The following is a 19,147-nucleotide window of genomic DNA, read 5'->3' as shown; positions in this document are numbered from 1 at the left end:
ACATCTATGATTGATTTTTTCAGAATCGCCGCAAAGATACAGCTTTTGCATGTGGATTTAAAGGATATTAAACCTTAACTCGGTGGTAGCTCTCGTTAGTATCGTCTTTATCGGTAACGGGCTGGCTTACTTGATATCCTCTATAAATTTTATCATCCTTCACTTCCCAAATGGCAATGAAATGGGCAATTCCTAACTCTTCGTCTGGATTCTCCATTGTGCGGATGTAATATTTATAACGAATGGTTACATGTGGACCATCAGCCAACAAATGGCTCACTTCCACTCTCAAATCATTGTAAGACCTTCTTATTTCGCCAAAAAAGTTTACAATATCTTCATAATGCATAATAGAAAGACCGTTAGCACTGTTCCAAATAAGAACCAAATCTGGATGGAAAAAGCGTTTCATTACTGTTTCATCCCTTAAAATATCAGACCTATAAAAATCCCTAATTATTTCTTTTGCTTTATTGCTCATGACAGTTCATCCAATTTTTTTATTATATCTGGAATAAGCTTTATGGAAGCCAATTCTTTGTATTTTGTTCTAAAATCATCTGCAGGAGTTCCGAAATAAGCTTTATTTCCCGGTAAGGATTTGCTCACACCACTCTGTGCTGAAATTACCGCTTTTTCACCAATCGTAATTCCGCTGGTAATACCTACTTGCCCCCAAATAGTAACAAAATCCTCAATCAAAACACAGCCTGCAATACCAACTTGTGAAGCTATCAAGCAGCGTTTCCCAATAACGGTATCGTGGCCAACCTGAACTTGATTATCCAACTTTGAACCTTCGCCAATGGTTGTGGAAGCTGTAACACCTTTATCTATAGTACAAAGCGCGCCAAGGTCAACATTATCTTCAATTACCACATTTCCGCCGCTTAAAAGTTTATCGAATTTCTCTGGACGATTTTTATAATAAAATGCATCGCCGCCCAAAACCGTTCCAGCGTGTATCGTTACATTGTTGCCAATAACCGTATTGTCATAAATACAAACGTTGGAATGTATTACACAATCATGACCAATTTTCACATTATTTCCAACAAAAACATTGGGTTGAATTATAGTCCCTTCCCCTATTTCCGCAGAAACGGATATAGCAGAATTGGAACCTTGGAATGGTTTAAAATGATGCGTAAGTTTATTAAAATCGCGAAAAGGATCTTCAGAAATTAACAATGCTTTTCCCACCGGACATTCAACTTCTTTATTGATAAGAATTACGGTTGCTTGAGATTGTAAAGCTTTGTCATAATACTTTGGATGGTCAACAAAAACAATATCTCCTGGCTGAACTACGTGAATCTCATTCATTCCAAAAACTGGAAAATTGGCTTCGCCCACATAATCTGAACCGATTATGACAGCTATATTTTCTAGAGTTTGGGGAATTGGAAATTTCAAATTATAGGTTATTAGATTACTGGATTGTTATACTAATAGAATATTTTTCTAATTATTCCTTCATTCTTTCCTGATACTGACCTTTTTCAGTATCAATCCTGATTTTATCACCTTCATTAATAAAAAGGGGAACGTTAATTTCTGCTCCTGTTTCAACAATTGCAGGCTTTGTTGCATTTGTAGCTGTATTTCCTTTTACGCCCGGTTCTGTGGAGGTTACCTGTAAAACAACGTGTGCGGGCATTTCAACAGAAAGCGGGGCGCTGTCTTCTGTATTGATTAAAACTGTAACAATTTCACCTTCCTTCATCAATTCTGGCGTATCAAGAATATCTTTCATTAATCTAATTTGCGAATAATCGTCAGTATTCATAAAATGGTACGTTTCTCCTTCATTGTAGAGGTATTGAAATTTATGGGTTTCAACGCGTACATCGTCAATTTTATGACCTGCGGAAAAAGTATTATCAATTACTTTTCCAGTGGTAACGCTTCTCAATTTGGTTCGTACGAAAGCTGGACCCTTTCCTGGTTTTACGTGAAGGAATTCAATAATTTTATAAATGTCATTGTTATAGCGGATGCAAAGCCCTTTTCTTATGTCTGATGATGTTGCCATTAGATTTATTTGTAGTTAATAGTTTTTTTTTTATAGTTTAATTTGAATTGAAATACCCTTTCATAATTCCGCGTTTGGAATTTTTGATGAATTGAAGAATCTCATCGCGTTCAGGGGTGGCTTCCATTTCTGCTTCAATAATTTCGGTAGCCTGGGTAGTATTGTAATTCTTTTGATAGAGAAGCCTGTAAATATTTTGTATCTCAGTAATTTTTTGTGAACTGAAACCTCTTCTGCGTAGTCCTATACTATTTATACCCACATAACTAAGAGGTTCGCGTGCTGCTTTTACGAAAGGCGGAACGTCTTTTCTCACCAAAGAACCGCCGGTTACAAAAGCGTGGTTTCCAATCATACAGAATTGATGCACAGCGGTCATTCCCGCCAAAACAACGTGGTCACCAACAGTAATGTGGCCCGCAAGTGTACTGTTGTTTGAAAAAATGCAATTGTCCCCCACGATACAGTCATGCGCAATGTGGCAGTAAGCCATTATCCAGCAGTTTTTTCCAACTACGGTTTTTCCACGATCTATGGTTCCCCGATTAATGGTTACATATTCTCTAATTGTTGTTCCATCCCCAATTTCAACTGTGGTATCTTCATCCTTAAATTTCAAATCCTGAGGAATTGCTGAAATAACAGCGCCAGGAAAAATATTACAATTTTTACCGATTCGTGCGCCTTCCATAATAGTTACATTGCTACCAATCCAAGTTCCCTCACCAATCACAACATTATTGTGAATGGTTGTAAATGGCTCAATTACAACATTTTTGGCAATTTTCGCGCCCGGATGGACGTATGCAAGTGGTTGGTTCATTTCTCTTTTTTATTATTTCTTATCGGTGAAATGTGTTCGCGCAATACCATATTCCTTTCAAAACAGATTTTCACAAACGCTCGGTTCATTTATAAGTTTTTTGTTTTTACCATTTGGGCCATTAGCTCAGCTTCGGTTACCAATTTATCATTTGCGTATGCATTTCCTTGCATATGCACAATTCCACGGCGGATTGGGGATATTAATTCCAATACAAAAATTAAGGTATCACCTGGATTTACTTGTTGTTTAAACTTCACATTATTTATTTTCATAAAAAATGTGAGATAATTTTCAGGGTCTGGAACAGTGCTCAATGCTAAAATCCCTCCTGTCTGGGCCATCGCCTCAACTATCAAAACTCCTGGCATTACTGGTGCTCCCGGAAAATGACCAACGAAGAAAGGTTCATTCATAGTTACGTTTTTCAGCCCAACTACGCCCGTATCCGTCATTTCCATGATTTTATCAACCAATAAAAAAGGCGGTCTATGCGGAAGCATCGCCATTATTTGATTAACATCTTTTACAGGTGGTTTATTGATGTCGAATTTTGGAATGTTATTTCTACTTTCAAGTTTTATAATTTTTGAAAGTTTTTTTGCAAACTGCGTGTTTACGAAATGTCCCGGCTTATTAGCAATCACTTTTCCGCGGATGCGAGTACCGACAAGAGCCAAATCACCTACAACGTCCAAAAGTTTGTGGCGCGCAGCCTCATTGGGATAATGAAGCGTGAGGTTGTCCAAAATTCCATTTGGTTTCACAGAGATGGTGTCTTTTCCGAAAGCAGTGCGAAGCTTATCCATCGTGCTTGGGGAAAGTTCCTTATCTACGTAAACTATTGCATTGTTAAGATCTCCACCTTTTATTAAACCGTGTTCAAGCAACATTTCTATTTCGTGAAGAAAGCTGAAAGTTCTAGCGTTTGCAATTTCATCCTTGAATTCTGAAATATGTTTTAGGGAAGCATTTTGTGTACCCAAAACCTTTGTGCCAAAATCTACCATAGTGGTGACTTGATATTCATCGGCCGGCATTACAATTATTTCGCTTCCGGTTTCTTCATCTAAATAGGAAATAACCTCCTTCACCACATATTCTGATCTTGGCGCGGTTTGCTCCACAACTCCAGCTTTTTCAATAGCTTCCACAAAAAATTTGGAAGATCCATCCATAATAGGCGGTTCGGAAGCATTCAATTCCATAATACAGTTGTCAACTTCAAGACCAACCAATGCCGCAAGCACGTGTTCAGATGTTTGGATCTTTACGCCGCGTTTTTCCAAATTGGTGCCACGCTGGGTATTAACCACATAATTTGCATCTGCTTCAATTACAGGGTGACCTTCCAAATCAATTCTCACAAAAGTATATCCGTGATTTTCGGGGGCAGGTTTAAAGGTAATCGTTACCTCTTTGCCTGTATGCAGACCGACTCCAGTAAGAGAAATTTCCTTACCAATGGTGCGCTGTTTTACAACACTTTCATTCATTATCGAGCTTTTTTTCAACTATATTAAACCTGTCCATTATTTTGGGAAGGTTTTTAAAATATACATAACTTTTATTAAAATCACCATAATTTAGCGCTGGAGAACCTTGAAGCGTTTCATCATCTTTAACATTTCTTCCGATTCCGCTTTGGGCTTGGATTTTTACATTGTTTCCAATAGTGATATGTCCAGCAATTCCTACTTGCCCGCCAATGATGCAATTTTTACCTATTTTGGTAGAACCTGCAATACCGGTTTGGGCCGCGATCACTGTATTTTCGCCAATGGTAACATTATGGGCTATCTGAATTTGATTGTCCAATTTTACGCCTTTCTTAATAAGGGTGGAACCTAAGGTTGCCCTATCTATGGTAGTTCCTGGACCAACATCCACATTATCTTCCAAGATTACATTGCCCGTTTGTGGAACTTTGTGGTATTCACCTTTTTCATTTGGCGTGAAGCCAAAACCATCTGCGCCAATAACAACGCCACTATTTATTACACAAGATTCACCAATTATGGTTTCAGAATAGATTTTGGCTCCAGTAAACAATGTAGTATTGCTTCCAACGGTGACATTATCTCCAATATATACATTGGGATAAATTTTCACGTTATCGCCAATTTTTACATTTTCACCTATATATGAAAAAGCGCCTAAATACAGATTTTCGCCATACTTTGCACTTTCTGAAATAAAAACAGGATTTTCAATTCCCATCTTGTTCATCTTTACTTGATTATAATATTCCAATAACTGTGAAAAAGCCTTATAGGCATTTTCTACCCTTATAAGCGTGGTGGATAAATCGTTTGAAGCAACAAAATCGTTATTAACTATAGTTATTGAAGCTTGGGTGGAATATATATAATGAGTGTATTTTGGATTGGCAAGAAAGGTTAAGCTGCCTTTGCTGCCCTCTTCAATTTTTGCGAGTTTGGAAACTGCTATATTTTCATCACCATCTACGGTACCGTTCAGAATTCCTGCTATTTGAGCTGCTGTAAATTTCATTTGGTGCGTAGATTTTTTTTAACCGAACTACAGATTATGGACGACCATAAAAGAGTGTTTTTTAAAAGAAGTAGATTTCGGTCGTAAGTTTTCATTCTTGCAAAAATAGAAAAAAAGGATTTAGCCTCGATAGCTATCCTTATTGTTTTTTGGATAGCACAGGTAGTATTTCACAACAGATTTTGAAAGTGCCTCTAAATTCAGTTGGTCGCTCGCCTTTGCCACATCTATTATATTTCCGTTTTTCTTCAGCAAGTTTATAGTATCCTTTTCCATACTATAGGCTTGGTTTTCAAGCTTTCCCGTGAAAACAAAATAGGAAGCTTCTTCTTCAGAAATGTTGAACTTTTCAACCAATTTAGCCCTTTCTTCTTTTATTTTTTGAATTGGAAAAGGCTTTGTTTTAACTTTTACTTTCAATAAATCTCTATTTAGTAGCATTTTGGAAAGATTTTTCAATACAAAATCTTTATTGCCAACCCACATTTTCATTGCTGAAATAATATCATAATCATCCAATTTTGAAAAGGTGTCAAGCACTTCTTCTGAAAAATTTTCAATATTAATATTATGATTAAGAAAAAAACGCAGGCCATCACTGGCGGGAAGCTCAATGCCTTTTTCGGAAAGTTGTTTTGCGCGTTTCAGCACACGCACCAAAAGCTGTTCCGCTACAATTCCTGTTTTGTGAAGATATACTTGCCAGTACATCAACCGTCGTGCAACAAGAAAATTTTCAACCGAATAGATTCCTTTTTCCTCTACAACCAATCCGTCATTTTTCACATTAAGCATTGCGATCAAACGTTGCGCGTTTACAGTGCCTTCGGGAACGCCTGTATAAAAACTGTCACGTTTTAAATAATCCAAACGATCCATATCCAATTGGCCTGAAACCAATTGATGTAAAAATTTTCGGGGGTGTTCGTCCCTAAAAATCTTTATGGCAAGCGTTAATTGCTTGTTAAACTTTTCGTTTAGAGCCTCCATAAAAAGCAGGGAAATCTGCTCATGGCTTACGTTTTGAACTATGCTATTTTCCATGGCATGTGAAAAGGGACCGTGCCCAATATCATGCAAAAGAATGGCAATATAAAGCGCTTCTTCTTCCTTTTCAGAAATCACCACCCCTTTTGAATGAAGCGCTTGCACGGCTTTTTGCATTAAAAACATCGCGCCAAGTGCATGATGAAAACGTGTGTGGTGCGCCCCTGGATAAACAATATATGAAAAGCCCATCTGCGAAATGCGGCGGAGTCTTTGAAAATATTTATGCTCCATCAAATCAAAAACCAGCTTGCTGGGTATGGTAATAAAACCATAGATGGGATCGTTAATGATCTTGAGCTTGGAAAGGGTTTTCAAACTTTAACTTTAAATTAATAGCTTCAAAAATTTTTTGAAATAATTCAAGCCTATTTTTGAAGAAAATTCTTCGGAACAACGTAGAATTATTTACAAATTGAATTTAACGATACTCCTTTGCCGAGGCTTCGGAGTATAACAACAAATATACATATATGAGCGACATAAAAGTACTATGGGTAGATGATGAGATAGATTTGCTTAAACCACACATTCTTTTCCTTGAAAATAAAAACTACAAAGTAACTACGGCACAGAGCGGTACAGAGGCATTGGAAGAAATAAAAAAAGAAACTTTTGATATCGTTTTTTTAGACGAAAATATGCCAGGTCTTACCGGACTTGAAACCCTTGCGGAAATAAAGGAGCAACAAGCTTCCATTCCCGTAGTGATGATAACTAAAAGTGAAGAGGAATATATAATGGAGGAAGCCATTGGTTCTAAAATAGCCGATTACCTTATAAAGCCTGTAAACCCAAACCAAATTCTACTTAGTCTAAAGAAAAATCTGGACCATAGCAGGTTGGTTTCAGAAAAAACCACTTCAAACTATCAGCAGGAATTTAGAAAGATAGCGATGGATCTTTCTATGGTGAACAGTTTTGAGGAATGGAAAGACCTTTATCAGAAACTGATTTATTGGGAATTGGAGCTTGAAAACATTGAAGATTCCGGAATGTTTGAGATATTGGAGTCACAGAAAACAGAAGCCAACAGCCAGTTTTGTAAGTTTATTGATAAAAATTATCCAAAATGGTTCAGTGACCCAAGTGACGCGCCTACCATGTCCCATACGCTTTTTCGCGAAAAAATACAGCCCCAATTACAGCAGGGTGTGCCAACATTATTGGTAGTTGTTGATAATTTGAGGTTTGACCAATGGAAAGCCTTTGAGCCAACGGTTGCAAATATTTATAAAAAGACTTCGGAAGAACTTTTCTGCAGCATTCTGCCCACGGCCACACAGTATGCGCGAAATGCCATTTTTTCAGGATTGATGCCCAGCGAGATGGAAAAACTGCATCCAGATTTATGGCTGAACGATACTGAGGATGGCGGGAAAAATATGAAAGAGGAAGAGTTTCTTGCCGCACAGCTGAAACGTTTAGGTTTAAATTTGAATTGGAGTTATCATAAAATTTCAAGTTTGAAACAAGGAAAAAAACTTGTAGAAAACTTTAGAAGCCATAAAGATGAAGACTTAACGGTGGTGGTTTATAATTTCGTGGATATGCTTTCCCACTCTAAAACAGAGATGGAGGTGATTAAAGAACTCGCTTCAAACGACAAATCATATAGATCATTAACACAGAGTTGGTTCAAAAATTCACCATTGCTTGAAATTATTCAACAAGCAGCACGATTGGGTTTCAAATTGATAATAACAACAGACCATGGAACCATTAATGTGAAAAATCCTTCAAAAGTGATAGGCGATAAAAACACCAGTCTTAATTTAAGATACAAGACTGGAAAAAGTTTGACCTATGAAGATAAAGAAGTGCTTGCCGCCAAGGACCCAAAAGCTATCAATTTACCTACAATAAACATGAGCAGCTCCTTTATTTTTGCCAAAGGCGATTACTTTTTTGCCTATCCAAATAATTACAACCATTATGTAAGTTATTATAGAAATACATATCAGCATGGAGGAGTTTCTTTGGAAGAAATGATTATTCCATTTTCAGTATTAGTGCCGAGATAATTCATTTAAAAACTCTGAATATTAGAGATTTGATAGATAATTTCGGTTTTGAATGATAAATTTTCTATATTCGTTCCGTTTTTACAATGGAACTTACATATACCCAAATCGAAATTTCCAAAGTTGCTGAACAAATCTTAGCCTCAACAGCCTCAAAAATATTGCTTTTCTATGGCGATATGGGGGTTGGAAAAACTACGTTGATTAAGGAGATTGTCAAACAACTAGGCGTTGATGAAATATCAAGCAGCCCTTCATTTTCAATTGTGAATGAATATCATACCCCACAAAACGTAATATACCACTTTGACTTTTATAGAATCGAAGGCATTTCAGAGGCTTATGACATTGGGGTTGAAGATTATCTTTACAGTGGAAATTATAATCTTATAGAATGGCCAGAGAAAATTGATAAGCTTTTGCCAGACAACACAGATAATATATACATTACAAAAAATAAAAACGGAAGTAGAACCTTAAAACTAATGCCAGTGAAATAAAGTTGTAACGAAAAAATATATGCTTATTAGTACTTTTTAATCGTTTGCCCCAAATCGCAAAAATTATAGAGCAGGGAATCTATTTTCAAAAAAACTAGTAAATATATGTTAAAAATAATTAATGTGCTTTTTTATTTTCATATTAAGTTTGAACTATTAACCTCACAAAAACTTATATATTATGAAAACTGTAAAGTACTTTATTATCGTAGCAATTTTTTCACTAGGAACCTTTGCTTCTTGCACCCCAGAAAGCATCCAAGATGAGCAATCACCCCAACAAATCAAGAAAAGCGACATCATCATCCCTAGTCACGGGTAGTATTATTGCGCTAATAATAGCAGCAACACCCTATATTTTTTATTCATATGAAAGTTTTCCACAAGACAAAACGTGGGAAACTTTTTTATTTACATACGATGCTGATTGGTATCAAAAGGTACAGGTCTCCGTATGGACAATGATGGGGAAGTTTGTACCATTGCTTCTTTTAGTTATCTGGTTTATAACTTGCAAACATTGGTGGTACCACGTAATCTTGATTCCTACAGGGATGTTTGCATTTCAACTTTTTAATGTAATTAACGATGATGTACACATTACCGATGAAGTTGAAATATGGTGGCTTTTCCCAATTATGCTGGTTATTATACCGTTAGTATATCTAATAAAAGCCAAGCTTTCAAACAAGTTAATTGGCAAGGATCTTAAAAGCTTTGAAGAGGAACTGGGGACACAAAAAAACTTCTGGCAACAAATCAAAGATCTTTTCTAAATATTCCCTTCCCTATAATTTAAAATTAAATACGTACATTAGTCCGTCAAAAATTCAGAAGTATTTTTACATCTACAGTGTAAAATATAGGCTTTTGTTTTTAAAAAAATAAGTCCCCAAAACAATTAAAAAACCAAAAAAGAGGAGAAGTCTTTAACATTAATAATACTGGCTATATGAAATAAAAAATACAGGTTTTGCAGCAATGTTAAAATATTAACTTTAAAGCCACACTAAAAGAGTATTTTAAAGTATTTATTTGCATTATAACCTGTAAAGGTACAATTAACATAATTATTATACTTAAGTTTTTTGCATGTAAGTTTGACCCATATTAACCTCACAAAAACTTATTATTATGAAAAACCTAAAATTGATTATCGTAGCCGCTATTTTTGCCGTAGGACTTTTTGCTTCTTGTACCCCAGAAGGAATCCAAGATGAACAAACCCCGCAACAAATCGACGTTAGAACGGTTTCAGTTCCGCCAGCCGGATAAGAAAAGCCTTATACAGGGAGGCATCATTGTTTTTATAATGGCTTGCACCCCTTTTATATATTACGCTTATGAGAGTTTCCCAAGCAACACACAAGTTTGGGAAACTTCTTATTTTACATTTACAACCAAATATCTTTCTTTATATCAATATGCCTGGTTTTTAATGGGCAAGGTTATTCCTGTAATTCTATTGCTTATCTGGTTTTTTACCTGTAAACATTGGTGGCATTGGATAATATTAGTTCCTTTATCCATGTATGTTTTTCAGCTTTTCAACATTTTAAAACAAAACTTAAATGCTGATGAAGTTGAAATAATTTACGTAATCCCCATAATGATGGTATTGGTACCCTTCGTTTATTTAATCCGCGCCAAGATATTTAGCCAAATGAGGCAGAACGATTTAAAATCTTATGAAGAAGAACTTTTTCAAAAAAGATCGTTTTGGCAGCAATTAAAAGACCTATTTCGGTAAGATTTTCTTTATTAAAAAAGTGAAAATTATTCCGTAAATTGAAACTGCCAAGATTTAACTATGCCACAACCAAAATCACCATTTACAAGAGCGCAATTACTTCCACAGGAGGAAACTCTTGAAATAGCAAGACAAAAAGGAGAGCTTTATATAGGAATTCCCAAAGAAGCTTATTTCCAAGAAAAGAGAATTTGCCTCACACCTGATGCAGTCAATGCTATTGTTAACAACGGCCATAAAGTTTTAATAGAGAATGGCGCTGGTGATGAAGCTGGATTTTCGGATAAAGATTATTCTGAAGCTGGAGCACAATTAACCAAGGATACAAAAAAAGTTTTCGGTTGCCCGATGGTTTTAAAGGTAGAGCCCCCTACCCTTGAGGAACTGGAAATGATAAAACCAAAAACAGTCCTGATTTCAGCACTGCAATTAAAAACTCGCCAAAAATCCTATTTTGACGCTCTTGCCAAAAAGAAAATTACTGCTTTAGCTTTTGAATTTATAAAAGATGAAGACCACAGCTATCCCGCCGTGAAAGCGCTAAGCGAAATAGCCGGAACCGCATCTGTGCTTATTGCAGCCGAATTAATGGTGAATGCAAAAAAAGGAAATGGACTTCTTTTTGGAAATATCAGTGGCGTACCTCCCATTGAGGTTGTAGTGATTGGCGCAGGAACTGTTGGCGAATTTGCAGTTAGATCCGCCTTGGGCCTCGGTGCCAATGTAAAAGTTTTTGATAGTTCCATTACCAAATTAAGAACCATTCAAACAAATGTGGGGCGCATTTTATATACTTCAACCGTACAGCCAAAAAATTTGATGAAAGCACTTCTGCGCTGTGATGTTGCAATTGGGGCAGTACGCGGCCATAATAGAGCGCCAATTATTGTTACCGAGGAGATGGTGCAGAATATGAAAAAAGGTGCAGTTATAATTGATGTTTGCGTAGATATGGGTGGCTGCTTTGAAACCACGGAAATGACAAGCCACGACTGCCCAACATTTATAAAACACGAAGTGATTCATTATGGGGTGCCCAATATTCCGGCAAGATATCCTAAAACAGCTTCTATTTCCATCAGTAATATCTTCACTCCTTATATTTTGGAAATTGCGGAAAGTGGCGGACTTGAGAATGCCATTCGTTTTGACAATGGTTTAAAAAATGGTTTGTACTTTTACCGTGGAATTCTGACAAACAAAGCGGTCGCAGATTGGTTTAATATGTCATACAGCGATATCAATCTGTTGATTTTTTAAAATTTATTCCAGGAAACAAAAACTCCTAATTACAAATTAATGAAGTTAGCATACCGATTGGCCTATTTTTCAGGCGGATTTTTAATAGGAATAGCGCTTTTATTTTTTATCCTTAGCGGAAAAAAAACATCTTGCGCCTATGGCCCAGAATCCAGAACCCTCAAAAATATCAAGCTAAAGCAACGTGACTTTTCAGAACAAACATTGACTGTACTGCGCGAGAATAGATTAGATACAGCTGCCGTTTCAAAATTATTGGAAGATGGTGATGTGTTATTTTCTGAGAGCAATACCGAACTTGATTCCTGTAAAATTTACGTTATTGAAGGAGTGATTTCAGAAAAAAACCTGAAAATTACCGTTCAAAACTGTGAAGAAAAAGCAACTGTTCTCAACGCTAAAGTCAATAAAGAATAAATCGCAGTAAAAATTAAAGTTTTCTTCGCTCCTTTTCTTTTTTCAAAAGTGTAAGTTCCCGGCTTGTTTGCCCAGCAACGGATGTATTTTCCTCTGCGCGTCTAATTAAATAGGGCATCACATCCTTAACCGGACCAAAAGGAATATATTTTGCAACATTATAGCCTTCAGCGCCAAGATTGAAAGTAATGTGATCGCTCATCCCAAAAAGTTGACCAAACCAAACGCGGTCATCACTTCTGGAGATTCCTTTTTCTTTCATTAAATCCATTGCAAGATAATTGCTGGATTCGTTATGTGTGCCAATAAACAATTCAATATCATTGAGATTGTCCATTATATATTTCATTATTTCATTAAAATTATCATCTGTAGCTTTTTTGCTTTCACAGATTGGAGTTTTGTAGCCTTTTTCAGCTGCGCGTTCATTCTCTTTTTCCATATATGCGCCGCGAACTATTTTAAAACCAAGCTTGTAGCCTTTATTTTTAGCCCGTTGATGCAACTCTTTCAAATATTCCAACCGATCCCATCTGTAGCATTGTAGGGTGTTAAAAACAATTGGGCGCTCGGTATTGTATTTTTCCATCATTTTTTCGCAAAGCGAGTCTGCAGCATCCTGCATCCATGATTCTTCCCCATCAATCAACAACCTAATATTACTATCATGCGCTTCCTTTGAAACTAGATCATAACGATCTTCTATCCTTTTCCATTCAAGTTTTTCGGCATCGGTCAAGTGTTGGTTTTCAGTTATTTTCTGCCAAATTTTAAATCTTCCAAAACCTGTGGGCTTAAAAACAGAAAAAGGCATCGCCTCTTTATTCTTTGCGAATTTGGTGAGCTCAATTACCTTTTCTGCCGTAGAATCAAACTGTTCATCTTCTTCCTTTCCTTCAACTGAAAAATCCAAAACTGAAGCAACTCCCGCATCAAAAAGCTTATCGACGGTGGACATACAGTCCTTTTCGTTCACACCACCACAAAAATGGTCAAACACTGTAGAACGAATCAAGCCTTCCACTGGAAGGTTTATATTTAATGCAAATTTTGTTACGGCGGTTCCTATTTTCACCAAAGGTTCCTTTGAAATCATTTTGAAAAGAAAATAAGCTCTTTCCAGCTCAGAATCACTTTTTAGTTTAAAGGCAGTTTCGGTATTGTCGAAAAGGGAATTTGATGTCATAAAATTCAAAATAAAGTGTGCAAATATAGTTAGATTTGAACTCTGAATATATGAGAACAATCAACAAATTCATGGAAAAAGAAGGAAAAGAAAAAGGCTTGGTATATAAAAATGAAATGGCTTGGGAAATATTTTCAAAAATCATTTTGAAATCAAAGCCCTCAAAAATATTCATCCTGGTTGATGAAAACACAGAAAACCATTGTTTGCCCTATCTTTTAAAAAAAGCTGGATTTGAAACTATTCCTGAAACAATCATTATTCCCGAAGGGGAAGCGCACAAAAATATCGCTACCTGCCTGAATGTATGGGAAACACTTTCCGATAAAGGCGCTGACAGAAATAGTATGATTATCAATCTGGGCGGCGGTGTAGTTACAGATTTGGGCGGTTTTGTGGCTTCAACCTTTATGCGGGGAATTTCATTTATAAATATTCCCACTTCCCTACTCGCAATGGTTGATGCATCGGTTGGCGGTAAAAACGGCGTTGATCTGGGCCACAAAAAAAACCAGATCGGGGTTATCGCGCTTCCTGAGATGGTTATTTTGGATACTGAATTTTTAAAAACATTGCCAAAAGAACATATAGTTTCCGGTATTGCCGAAATGCTAAAACATGGATTGATACACAGTAAAGCATATTGGGAACGCATTAAAAATGTTGATGTTTCAGATAATTCAGCATTTAACAATTTGATTTGGGATTCAATTGAAATTAAAAAGGAAATTGTAACCAAAGATCCTTTGGAAAAAAATCTTCGCAAAACCTTAAATTATGGACACACATTAGGGCATGCAATTGAGTCCCATTTTCTTGAAGCATCCAATAAAAATCCTTTGCTTCATGGCGAAGCGGTTGCTGTGGGTTTAATTTTAGCAACCTATATTTCAACTGAAATTTTAAGTTTTCCGAAAGAAACTTTGGAAGAGGTGACACATAGCATTTTTAACTACTTCCCAAAGCAATCATTCACGCAAAACGATATTGCCGCGATCATAAATTTGATGGCATTCGACAAAAAAAACAGAAACGGAAAAGTGTTATTTGTGCTCTTGGAAGACATAGGTCGTCACAAATGCAATTGTGAAGTAAATAATGAGCTGATATATAAGGCTTTTGAATATTATAAAAATTTCTAAAAATTTTCCTGAAAATATTTTTATGTCTTCAATTTTTGAATAGTTTTATAACCACAAACCAAAAGATTGAATATTAAATGAAGCGAATCATTGTAGATTACCGAAAGTTGACCCCCGAAATACTTTCTTTATTAGTTGAAAAATATCCTGACGGGTATGACGATGACCATGTTATAACTTTTAAAAATGCCAAAAACGAAACCGTAGAAGCCGTTGAAGTTAGAACGGAGGACACTATTTATTTGGTTAAAGTAAGTTCCCGATTGGAAACAACCATGGCAAATTTTGATGAAGACGACTATGATGACGCAGACTTCAATGAGCCAATAAGCGAAATTCCGGATAAAAAGAAATTGGACGAAGAGGAATAATTCCGAATCCATTGCATAAAAAAAAAAGAGGCTTTTTCGGCCTCTTTTTTATTGTCTATTTATAAAAATTAAGCGTGTTGAAACTCGTGCTTACCTTCCTTAATTTCTTCAATCAATTTTGAATTGAATGCCGGCAAGTCATTTGGATTTCTGCTGGTCACAAAACCTTCATCAACAACTACTTCTTCATCCACCCAATTTGCTCCTGCATTTATCAAATCAACTTTGATAGAATTAAAAGAAGTCATTTTTCTTCCTTTAACTACTTCAGCGGATATTAAAATCTGTGGCCCATGGCAAATTGCCGCAACTGGTTTCTTTTGTTCAAAGAAATGTTTCACGAATTTTAATGCCTTTTCGTTTCTTCTCAGTTTATCTGGGTTTATCACCCCGCCAGGAAGCACTAATGCGTTATAATCAGATGCGTTGGCGTTATCTAAGGTTTTATTGACGGCGTACTCATTACTCCAGTTTCCGTCTGCCCACGCTTTAATTTTTCCTTCTTCCTCACTAATGATTTCAACATTAAAACCTTCCTTTTCCATCGCCTCTTTTGGTGATTTTAATTCAGATTCCTCAAAACCGTTTGTGGCTAAAATTGCAATTCTCTTATTCATAATCTTTCTTTTTAGTTAAACAATTAATTTTTGATGAAGATAGCAACGATAGGGCTTTCCATCAATTTTTTTATACTAATGTTTTACTAATCTTTGTTAAGAAACATTAAGAGAATCAGTTATTCTTTAATTTTTCTGCTTTTTTTTTATCTTCTTCAACTTTGCGTTTATACTCGCGAAGTTCTTGCATTTCAAGTTCGTAGGAAAGTGTGGCATTCTCTGTGGGTTCAATTTTTATATTTCTCAGCAATGCCCAATTAACTGTAAATTCTGCTCCAAAAAACAGAATAAGACAGGTATAATAAACCCACAACAAAAGCAGGACCACACTGCCGGCTGCTCCATAAACAGAAGCTGGATCTGATTTAGCAAAATAAAATCCTATTAAATATTTTCCTGCTAAAAAGAGCAAAGAAGTCATAAAAGCGCCAATGAGATTGGTTTTCCATTTAATTTTCACATCCGGTAAAATTGTAAAAATTGCCGCAAAAAGCGCGGTGACAATAATCTGTGAGAAAATGAAATTGAGTATTTGGATAAATTGCGAAGAGAATTCGGTGTAATAGCTCCCGATGAATTCACTCAACGCATTGATCGCAGTGCTTAAAACAAGCGAGATAAGCATCAGCAGACCAATAATCAAAACCATTCCGAAGGAAACTGCCCTTCGTTTTAAAGTATCTTTAATTGTATTCTTTTTTGAACGGACGCTCCATATATCATTCAATGCTTTTTGAAGCTGAAAAAAAACTCCCGTCGCACCAAAAACCAACATTCCGATACCGAAAATGATAAACAAAAGGGAACTTTCAGAAAGCGCTGAATTAATAATCATTGCTTGAATCAATTCAGCACTGCCCTGCCCTATCAAGCCACTAATTTCGCCTGTTATTCTGCCCTCTACCGCTTCCCTCCCGAAAAATACACCGGCAAAATGAACGGTTATAATAAGTAAGGAAGGCAGTGAAAACAGGGCGTAATAAGCAATTACCGCGCTTTTTGCCCACGGGTCATTTTTATCCCAGCTTAAATAGGTATCTTTTAAAAGTTTTAAGGTTTTCTTCATAAATAGCGCTCCGTAATAATATTACTGTGGTGGATTTCGTGACCACAAATTACAAAACCCAAAGCAGCCACGGACATATTACTGCCATTGGCCATCCCAATTTGTTTAAATTGATGCTGGCTAAAGTTTTTAAAAAGACAAATGGTGGACGTCCGCACTGCTAAATGCTCCTGCAAAAGATCTTCAACAGCCCTGTCATTGGCCATTGCATTTTCAGCAAAAATATTTTCATCAAATCCTTTGAGGTCGGCGTTTTTGCTTCGGGCAAAATATAAGGCTCTGTATGCAAAAACACGTTCAGTGTCCGTAATGTGCTGCAAAATATCTTTTGGGGTCCATTTTCCTTCGGCGTAGCGATAGTTCCATTTTTCCTTAGGCAAATTATCAAAAAATGATTGTGTATTCCCTAATCCTTTCGACAAGGCATCGAGTAAAGGAATATTTTCCACCAAATCTATATAGTGTTTATAATACGGGTTGTATTCAGAAGGATCAATTTCAGATACTCTCATAGTTTTCATATAAAGATAAAAAAAACCTTTGCTGAATAACAAAGGCTTCTTTTTAAATTGAAAATAAAAAAATTATATCTCGCTGAAGATGGAATGGAGCAATCGCTTTTTATCGTTGATGCTTTCTTCCATAGAAATCATAGTTTCTGTTCGGCTAACACCTTCAATATCATCTATTTGGTAAATTATATCCTTGGCATGCGAAGTATCCCTAGCCCTTATTTTACAGAAAATATTGAATTTCCCTGTAGTAACACTGGCTACCGTAACAAATGGAATTTCGCTTATTCGTTCCAAAACAAATTGTGTTTGTGATGTTTTAAAAATGAACACCCCAACATAGGCAATAAATGAATACCCTAATTTTTGATAATCAACCTGAAGCGAGGATCCTGTGATTATTCCGGCCTCTTCCATTTTTTTAACACGAACATGTATTGTTCCAGCTGAAATTTCCAACTTTTTTGCAATATCAGTAAAAGGAATTCGGGTATTATCAATCAGTAAATCAAGAATCTTGTGATCGGTATCGTCTAATTTAAACTTTGGCATAACTTTTATTTTTTTTTGCAAAACTATGAAGTTTTATGGTATAATGAAACCGAATTATTGAAAATATATTGTTGATTTATCAAATTTATCTACAATTCTTAAAATATTTTGACCTACTGTTAAATTTTCTTGCGAATCTGTTAAAATTTCCGAACCCTTCGCATCTACCTCTTTATATCCAAACTTTGTGTCCAATTTTCCAATTTCATCAATTACAGGTACAAAATCTATTTCATTATTTTTTAAAACTTCTGTGTACTGAATGGCTATAGAAACATTTCTCCTTTCATTTGGTATTTTTACATTCCTAAGGATGAAATCATTATAGTTTTTTAGATTTTCCGGAATATCAAAATAATCTTTATGATCTGAAGATTTCTTTTGCACTTCAATAATATCAAAAAGGGAAAGCAAGGAATAGAAAATATATTCCCGTGTTTTTTCCCGCTGGTAATCCTGTCCGTAATGTCCTGCCTCAAAAAGAATGGTAGGCACGCCAGCCTTTTGAAAAGTATCGCCCACACAGGCATTGTTGAAGCTATCATCATACCTTCCTATCTGTCCAGGAATGTATTTTTGAAGAAAATGACTCATTTTTGCTATTTGCGACATTGCTATTTTACGGGCCTCGGTAACTTTTCTATTTGCATCGGCTGCTGGAGATAAAAATGAAACCGCGGCTGATTTCCCATTTTTAAAACCATAAATGGAGCGTTGATCGTGTAGATTTAAGCATAGTGAAGGTTTCAGCCGCTCAAAAGTATCGCGAAGACATCTGCTTTCGCTTTGGGAAAGATTTTGTGCATCACGATTGAGGTCAATTTCATTTGCATTCTCACGTGTATAAAGCTCAGCTCCATCAGGATTAAGCATTGGAAAAATATAGAAAGTATAAGTTTCCAAAAACTGTCTGATTTCCGATTGAAAGACCTCTTTTTGGCTTATAAACTTTAAAAAATCGAAAATAGCCTTCGTGGTCGTGGATTCATTTCCATGCATTTGAGACCATCCCAAAACAATTTTAGGTCCATTTCCAATTTTGATTAAAGGAATATCTTTTCCCATTTCTGAAATTCCAGATACCGAAATTTCATAATCCAATTTATACATATCCAACAATGGGAAAATACTTTGCAATGTAATATATCTTCCTTTTAAATGGAGTTCATAATTACTACTGTACCAATTTTCTATTTTCATAATTTAATTAAAGTTTACAAAGTTAAACAATGCCTAGTTTACAATTGTAAACAAGAAACATAACTCTTAATGATTACACAAGTAAACAGAAATCTTCTTTTTGAAAAGAATCGAACAGCAAAATATTGATT

Annotated in this window: 22 protein-coding genes; 9 read left to right on the top strand and 13 right to left on the bottom strand. The window is 35.9% G+C overall.

Annotated elements, in window-relative coordinates; translation table 11 throughout:
- Positions 1 to 67 precede the first annotated feature (67 nt).
- The 7 genes from A7A78_RS00105 to A7A78_RS00075 all read right to left on the bottom strand — a co-directional run bounded on the left by A7A78_RS00105 (position 68) and on the right by A7A78_RS00075 (position 6,737).
- Positions 68 to 481 carry a nuclear transport factor 2 family protein gene (locus tag A7A78_RS00105; protein WP_068760053.1) on the bottom strand — a complete coding sequence of 138 codons (414 nt, stop codon included), beginning with the start codon at positions 479 to 481 and terminating at the stop codon, positions 68 to 70.
- Positions 478 to 1,416 (bottom strand): UDP-3-O-(3-hydroxymyristoyl)glucosamine N-acyltransferase, encoded by a 939-nt coding sequence (locus A7A78_RS00100; RefSeq protein WP_068760050.1) that lies wholly within the window; start codon positions 1,414 to 1,416, stop codon positions 478 to 480. The genes A7A78_RS00105 and A7A78_RS00100 overlap by 4 nt, the downstream gene beginning before the upstream one ends.
- A gap of 52 nt (positions 1,417 to 1,468) precedes the next feature.
- Positions 1,469 to 2,035 carry an elongation factor P gene (efp, locus tag A7A78_RS00095; protein WP_068760048.1) on the bottom strand — a complete coding sequence of 189 codons (567 nt, stop codon included), beginning with the start codon at positions 2,033 to 2,035 and terminating at the stop codon, positions 1,469 to 1,471.
- Positions 2,036 to 2,072: 37 nt separating this feature from the next.
- Positions 2,073 to 2,858 carry an acyl-ACP--UDP-N-acetylglucosamine O-acyltransferase gene (gene lpxA, locus A7A78_RS00090; RefSeq protein ID WP_068760046.1) on the bottom strand — a complete coding sequence of 262 codons (786 nt, stop codon included), beginning with the start codon at positions 2,856 to 2,858 and terminating at the stop codon, positions 2,073 to 2,075.
- Positions 2,859 to 2,947: 89 nt separating this feature from the next.
- Positions 2,948 to 4,354, bottom strand: coding sequence for a bifunctional UDP-3-O-[3-hydroxymyristoyl] N-acetylglucosamine deacetylase/3-hydroxyacyl-ACP dehydratase (locus A7A78_RS00085; protein WP_068760044.1), 1,407 nt, complete (start codon positions 4,352 to 4,354; stop codon positions 2,948 to 2,950).
- Positions 4,347 to 5,372: a UDP-3-O-(3-hydroxymyristoyl)glucosamine N-acyltransferase gene (gene lpxD / locus A7A78_RS00080; RefSeq protein ID WP_068760042.1), complete on the bottom strand. Its 1,026-nt coding sequence runs from the start codon at positions 5,370 to 5,372 to the stop codon at positions 4,347 to 4,349. Before lpxD ends, A7A78_RS00085 begins: the two co-directional genes overlap by 8 nt.
- A gap of 120 nt (positions 5,373 to 5,492) precedes the next feature.
- Complete coding sequence (locus A7A78_RS00075) at positions 5,493 to 6,737, bottom strand: HD domain-containing protein (protein ID WP_068760041.1); 1,245 nt, start codon at positions 6,735 to 6,737, stop codon at positions 5,493 to 5,495.
- Between the two features lie 155 nt (positions 6,738 to 6,892).
- On the opposite strand from A7A78_RS00075, the gene porX reads away from it, so the two are divergent.
- From porX to A7A78_RS00045, 7 genes are all read left to right on the top strand, one after another.
- Complete coding sequence (porX, locus tag A7A78_RS00070; RefSeq protein WP_068760040.1) at positions 6,893 to 8,443, top strand: T9SS response regulator signal transducer PorX; 1,551 nt, start codon at positions 6,893 to 6,895, stop codon at positions 8,441 to 8,443.
- Positions 8,444 to 8,529: 86 nt separating this feature from the next.
- Positions 8,530 to 8,943 carry a tRNA (adenosine(37)-N6)-threonylcarbamoyltransferase complex ATPase subunit type 1 TsaE gene (tsaE, locus tag A7A78_RS00065; protein WP_068760039.1) on the top strand — a complete coding sequence of 138 codons (414 nt, stop codon included), beginning with the start codon at positions 8,530 to 8,532 and terminating at the stop codon, positions 8,941 to 8,943.
- A gap of 263 nt (positions 8,944 to 9,206) precedes the next feature.
- Positions 9,207 to 9,719, top strand: coding sequence for a hypothetical protein (locus A7A78_RS00060; protein ID WP_068760038.1), 513 nt, complete (start codon positions 9,207 to 9,209; stop codon positions 9,717 to 9,719).
- 358 nt (positions 9,720 to 10,077) lie between these two features.
- The gene (locus A7A78_RS15020) at positions 10,078 to 10,218 is read left to right on the top strand and encodes a hypothetical protein (RefSeq protein WP_165593527.1); all 141 of its coding nucleotides are present in this window, start codon (positions 10,078 to 10,080) and stop codon (positions 10,216 to 10,218) included.
- A complete protein-coding gene (locus A7A78_RS00055) occupies positions 10,160 to 10,693 on the top strand; it encodes a hypothetical protein (RefSeq protein WP_068760036.1) in 534 nt (177 codons plus the stop codon). Before A7A78_RS15020 ends, A7A78_RS00055 begins: the two co-directional genes overlap by 59 nt.
- 60 nt (positions 10,694 to 10,753) lie before the next feature.
- Positions 10,754 to 11,953, top strand: coding sequence for an alanine dehydrogenase (locus A7A78_RS00050; RefSeq protein ID WP_068760034.1), 1,200 nt, complete (start codon positions 10,754 to 10,756; stop codon positions 11,951 to 11,953).
- Between the two features lie 39 nt (positions 11,954 to 11,992).
- Positions 11,993 to 12,370: a DUF4258 domain-containing protein gene (locus tag A7A78_RS00045; protein ID WP_068760032.1), complete on the top strand. Its 378-nt coding sequence runs from the start codon at positions 11,993 to 11,995 to the stop codon at positions 12,368 to 12,370.
- 13 nt (positions 12,371 to 12,383) lie between these two features.
- On the opposite strand, the gene A7A78_RS00040 is transcribed toward A7A78_RS00045, so the two are convergent.
- Positions 12,384 to 13,556, bottom strand: coding sequence for a proline dehydrogenase family protein (locus A7A78_RS00040; RefSeq protein WP_068760030.1), 1,173 nt, complete (start codon positions 13,554 to 13,556; stop codon positions 12,384 to 12,386).
- Positions 13,557 to 13,606: 50 nt separating this feature from the next.
- Here A7A78_RS00040 and aroB point away from each other — a divergent pair, with 50 nt between their 5' ends.
- Together aroB and A7A78_RS00030 are read left to right on the top strand one after the other, a co-directional pair.
- Entirely contained in the window at positions 13,607 to 14,698 is a 1,092-nt protein-coding gene (gene aroB, locus A7A78_RS00035; protein ID WP_242649234.1) for a 3-dehydroquinate synthase, read from the top strand.
- A 77-nt stretch (positions 14,699 to 14,775) separates the two neighbouring features.
- On the top strand, positions 14,776 to 15,069 hold the full coding sequence (locus tag A7A78_RS00030) for a hypothetical protein (protein WP_068760027.1): 294 nt from the start codon (positions 14,776 to 14,778) through the stop codon (positions 15,067 to 15,069).
- Positions 15,070 to 15,137: 68 nt separating this feature from the next.
- Here A7A78_RS00030 and A7A78_RS00025 read toward each other — a convergent pair whose 3' ends face one another.
- The 5 genes from A7A78_RS00025 to A7A78_RS00005 all read right to left on the bottom strand — a co-directional run bounded on the left by A7A78_RS00025 (position 15,138) and on the right by A7A78_RS00005 (position 19,016).
- Positions 15,138 to 15,686, bottom strand: coding sequence for a type 1 glutamine amidotransferase domain-containing protein (locus A7A78_RS00025; RefSeq protein ID WP_068760025.1), 549 nt, complete (start codon positions 15,684 to 15,686; stop codon positions 15,138 to 15,140).
- 115 nt (positions 15,687 to 15,801) lie between these two features.
- Positions 15,802 to 16,752 carry a YihY/virulence factor BrkB family protein gene (locus A7A78_RS00020; RefSeq protein ID WP_068760023.1) on the bottom strand — a complete coding sequence of 317 codons (951 nt, stop codon included), beginning with the start codon at positions 16,750 to 16,752 and terminating at the stop codon, positions 15,802 to 15,804.
- Positions 16,749 to 17,264: a DinB family protein gene (locus A7A78_RS00015; protein WP_068760870.1), complete on the bottom strand. Its 516-nt coding sequence runs from the start codon at positions 17,262 to 17,264 to the stop codon at positions 16,749 to 16,751. The genes A7A78_RS00020 and A7A78_RS00015 overlap by 4 nt, the downstream gene beginning before the upstream one ends.
- A gap of 72 nt (positions 17,265 to 17,336) precedes the next feature.
- Entirely contained in the window at positions 17,337 to 17,816 is a 480-nt protein-coding gene (locus A7A78_RS00010; protein WP_068760021.1) for an Lrp/AsnC family transcriptional regulator, read from the bottom strand.
- Positions 17,817 to 17,870: 54 nt separating this feature from the next.
- On the bottom strand, positions 17,871 to 19,016 hold the full coding sequence (locus A7A78_RS00005; protein ID WP_068760019.1) for a M14 family zinc carboxypeptidase: 1,146 nt from the start codon (positions 19,014 to 19,016) through the stop codon (positions 17,871 to 17,873).
- Positions 19,017 to 19,147 lie beyond the last annotated feature (131 nt).

The organism is Aequorivita soesokkakensis, assembly GCF_001641085.1.
In the GTDB taxonomy this organism is placed as follows: domain Bacteria; phylum Bacteroidota; class Bacteroidia; order Flavobacteriales; family Flavobacteriaceae; genus Aequorivita; species Aequorivita soesokkakensis.
Note: the sequence above shows the minus strand (reverse complement) of the source record. Positions and strands in the feature narration are given on the sequence as shown.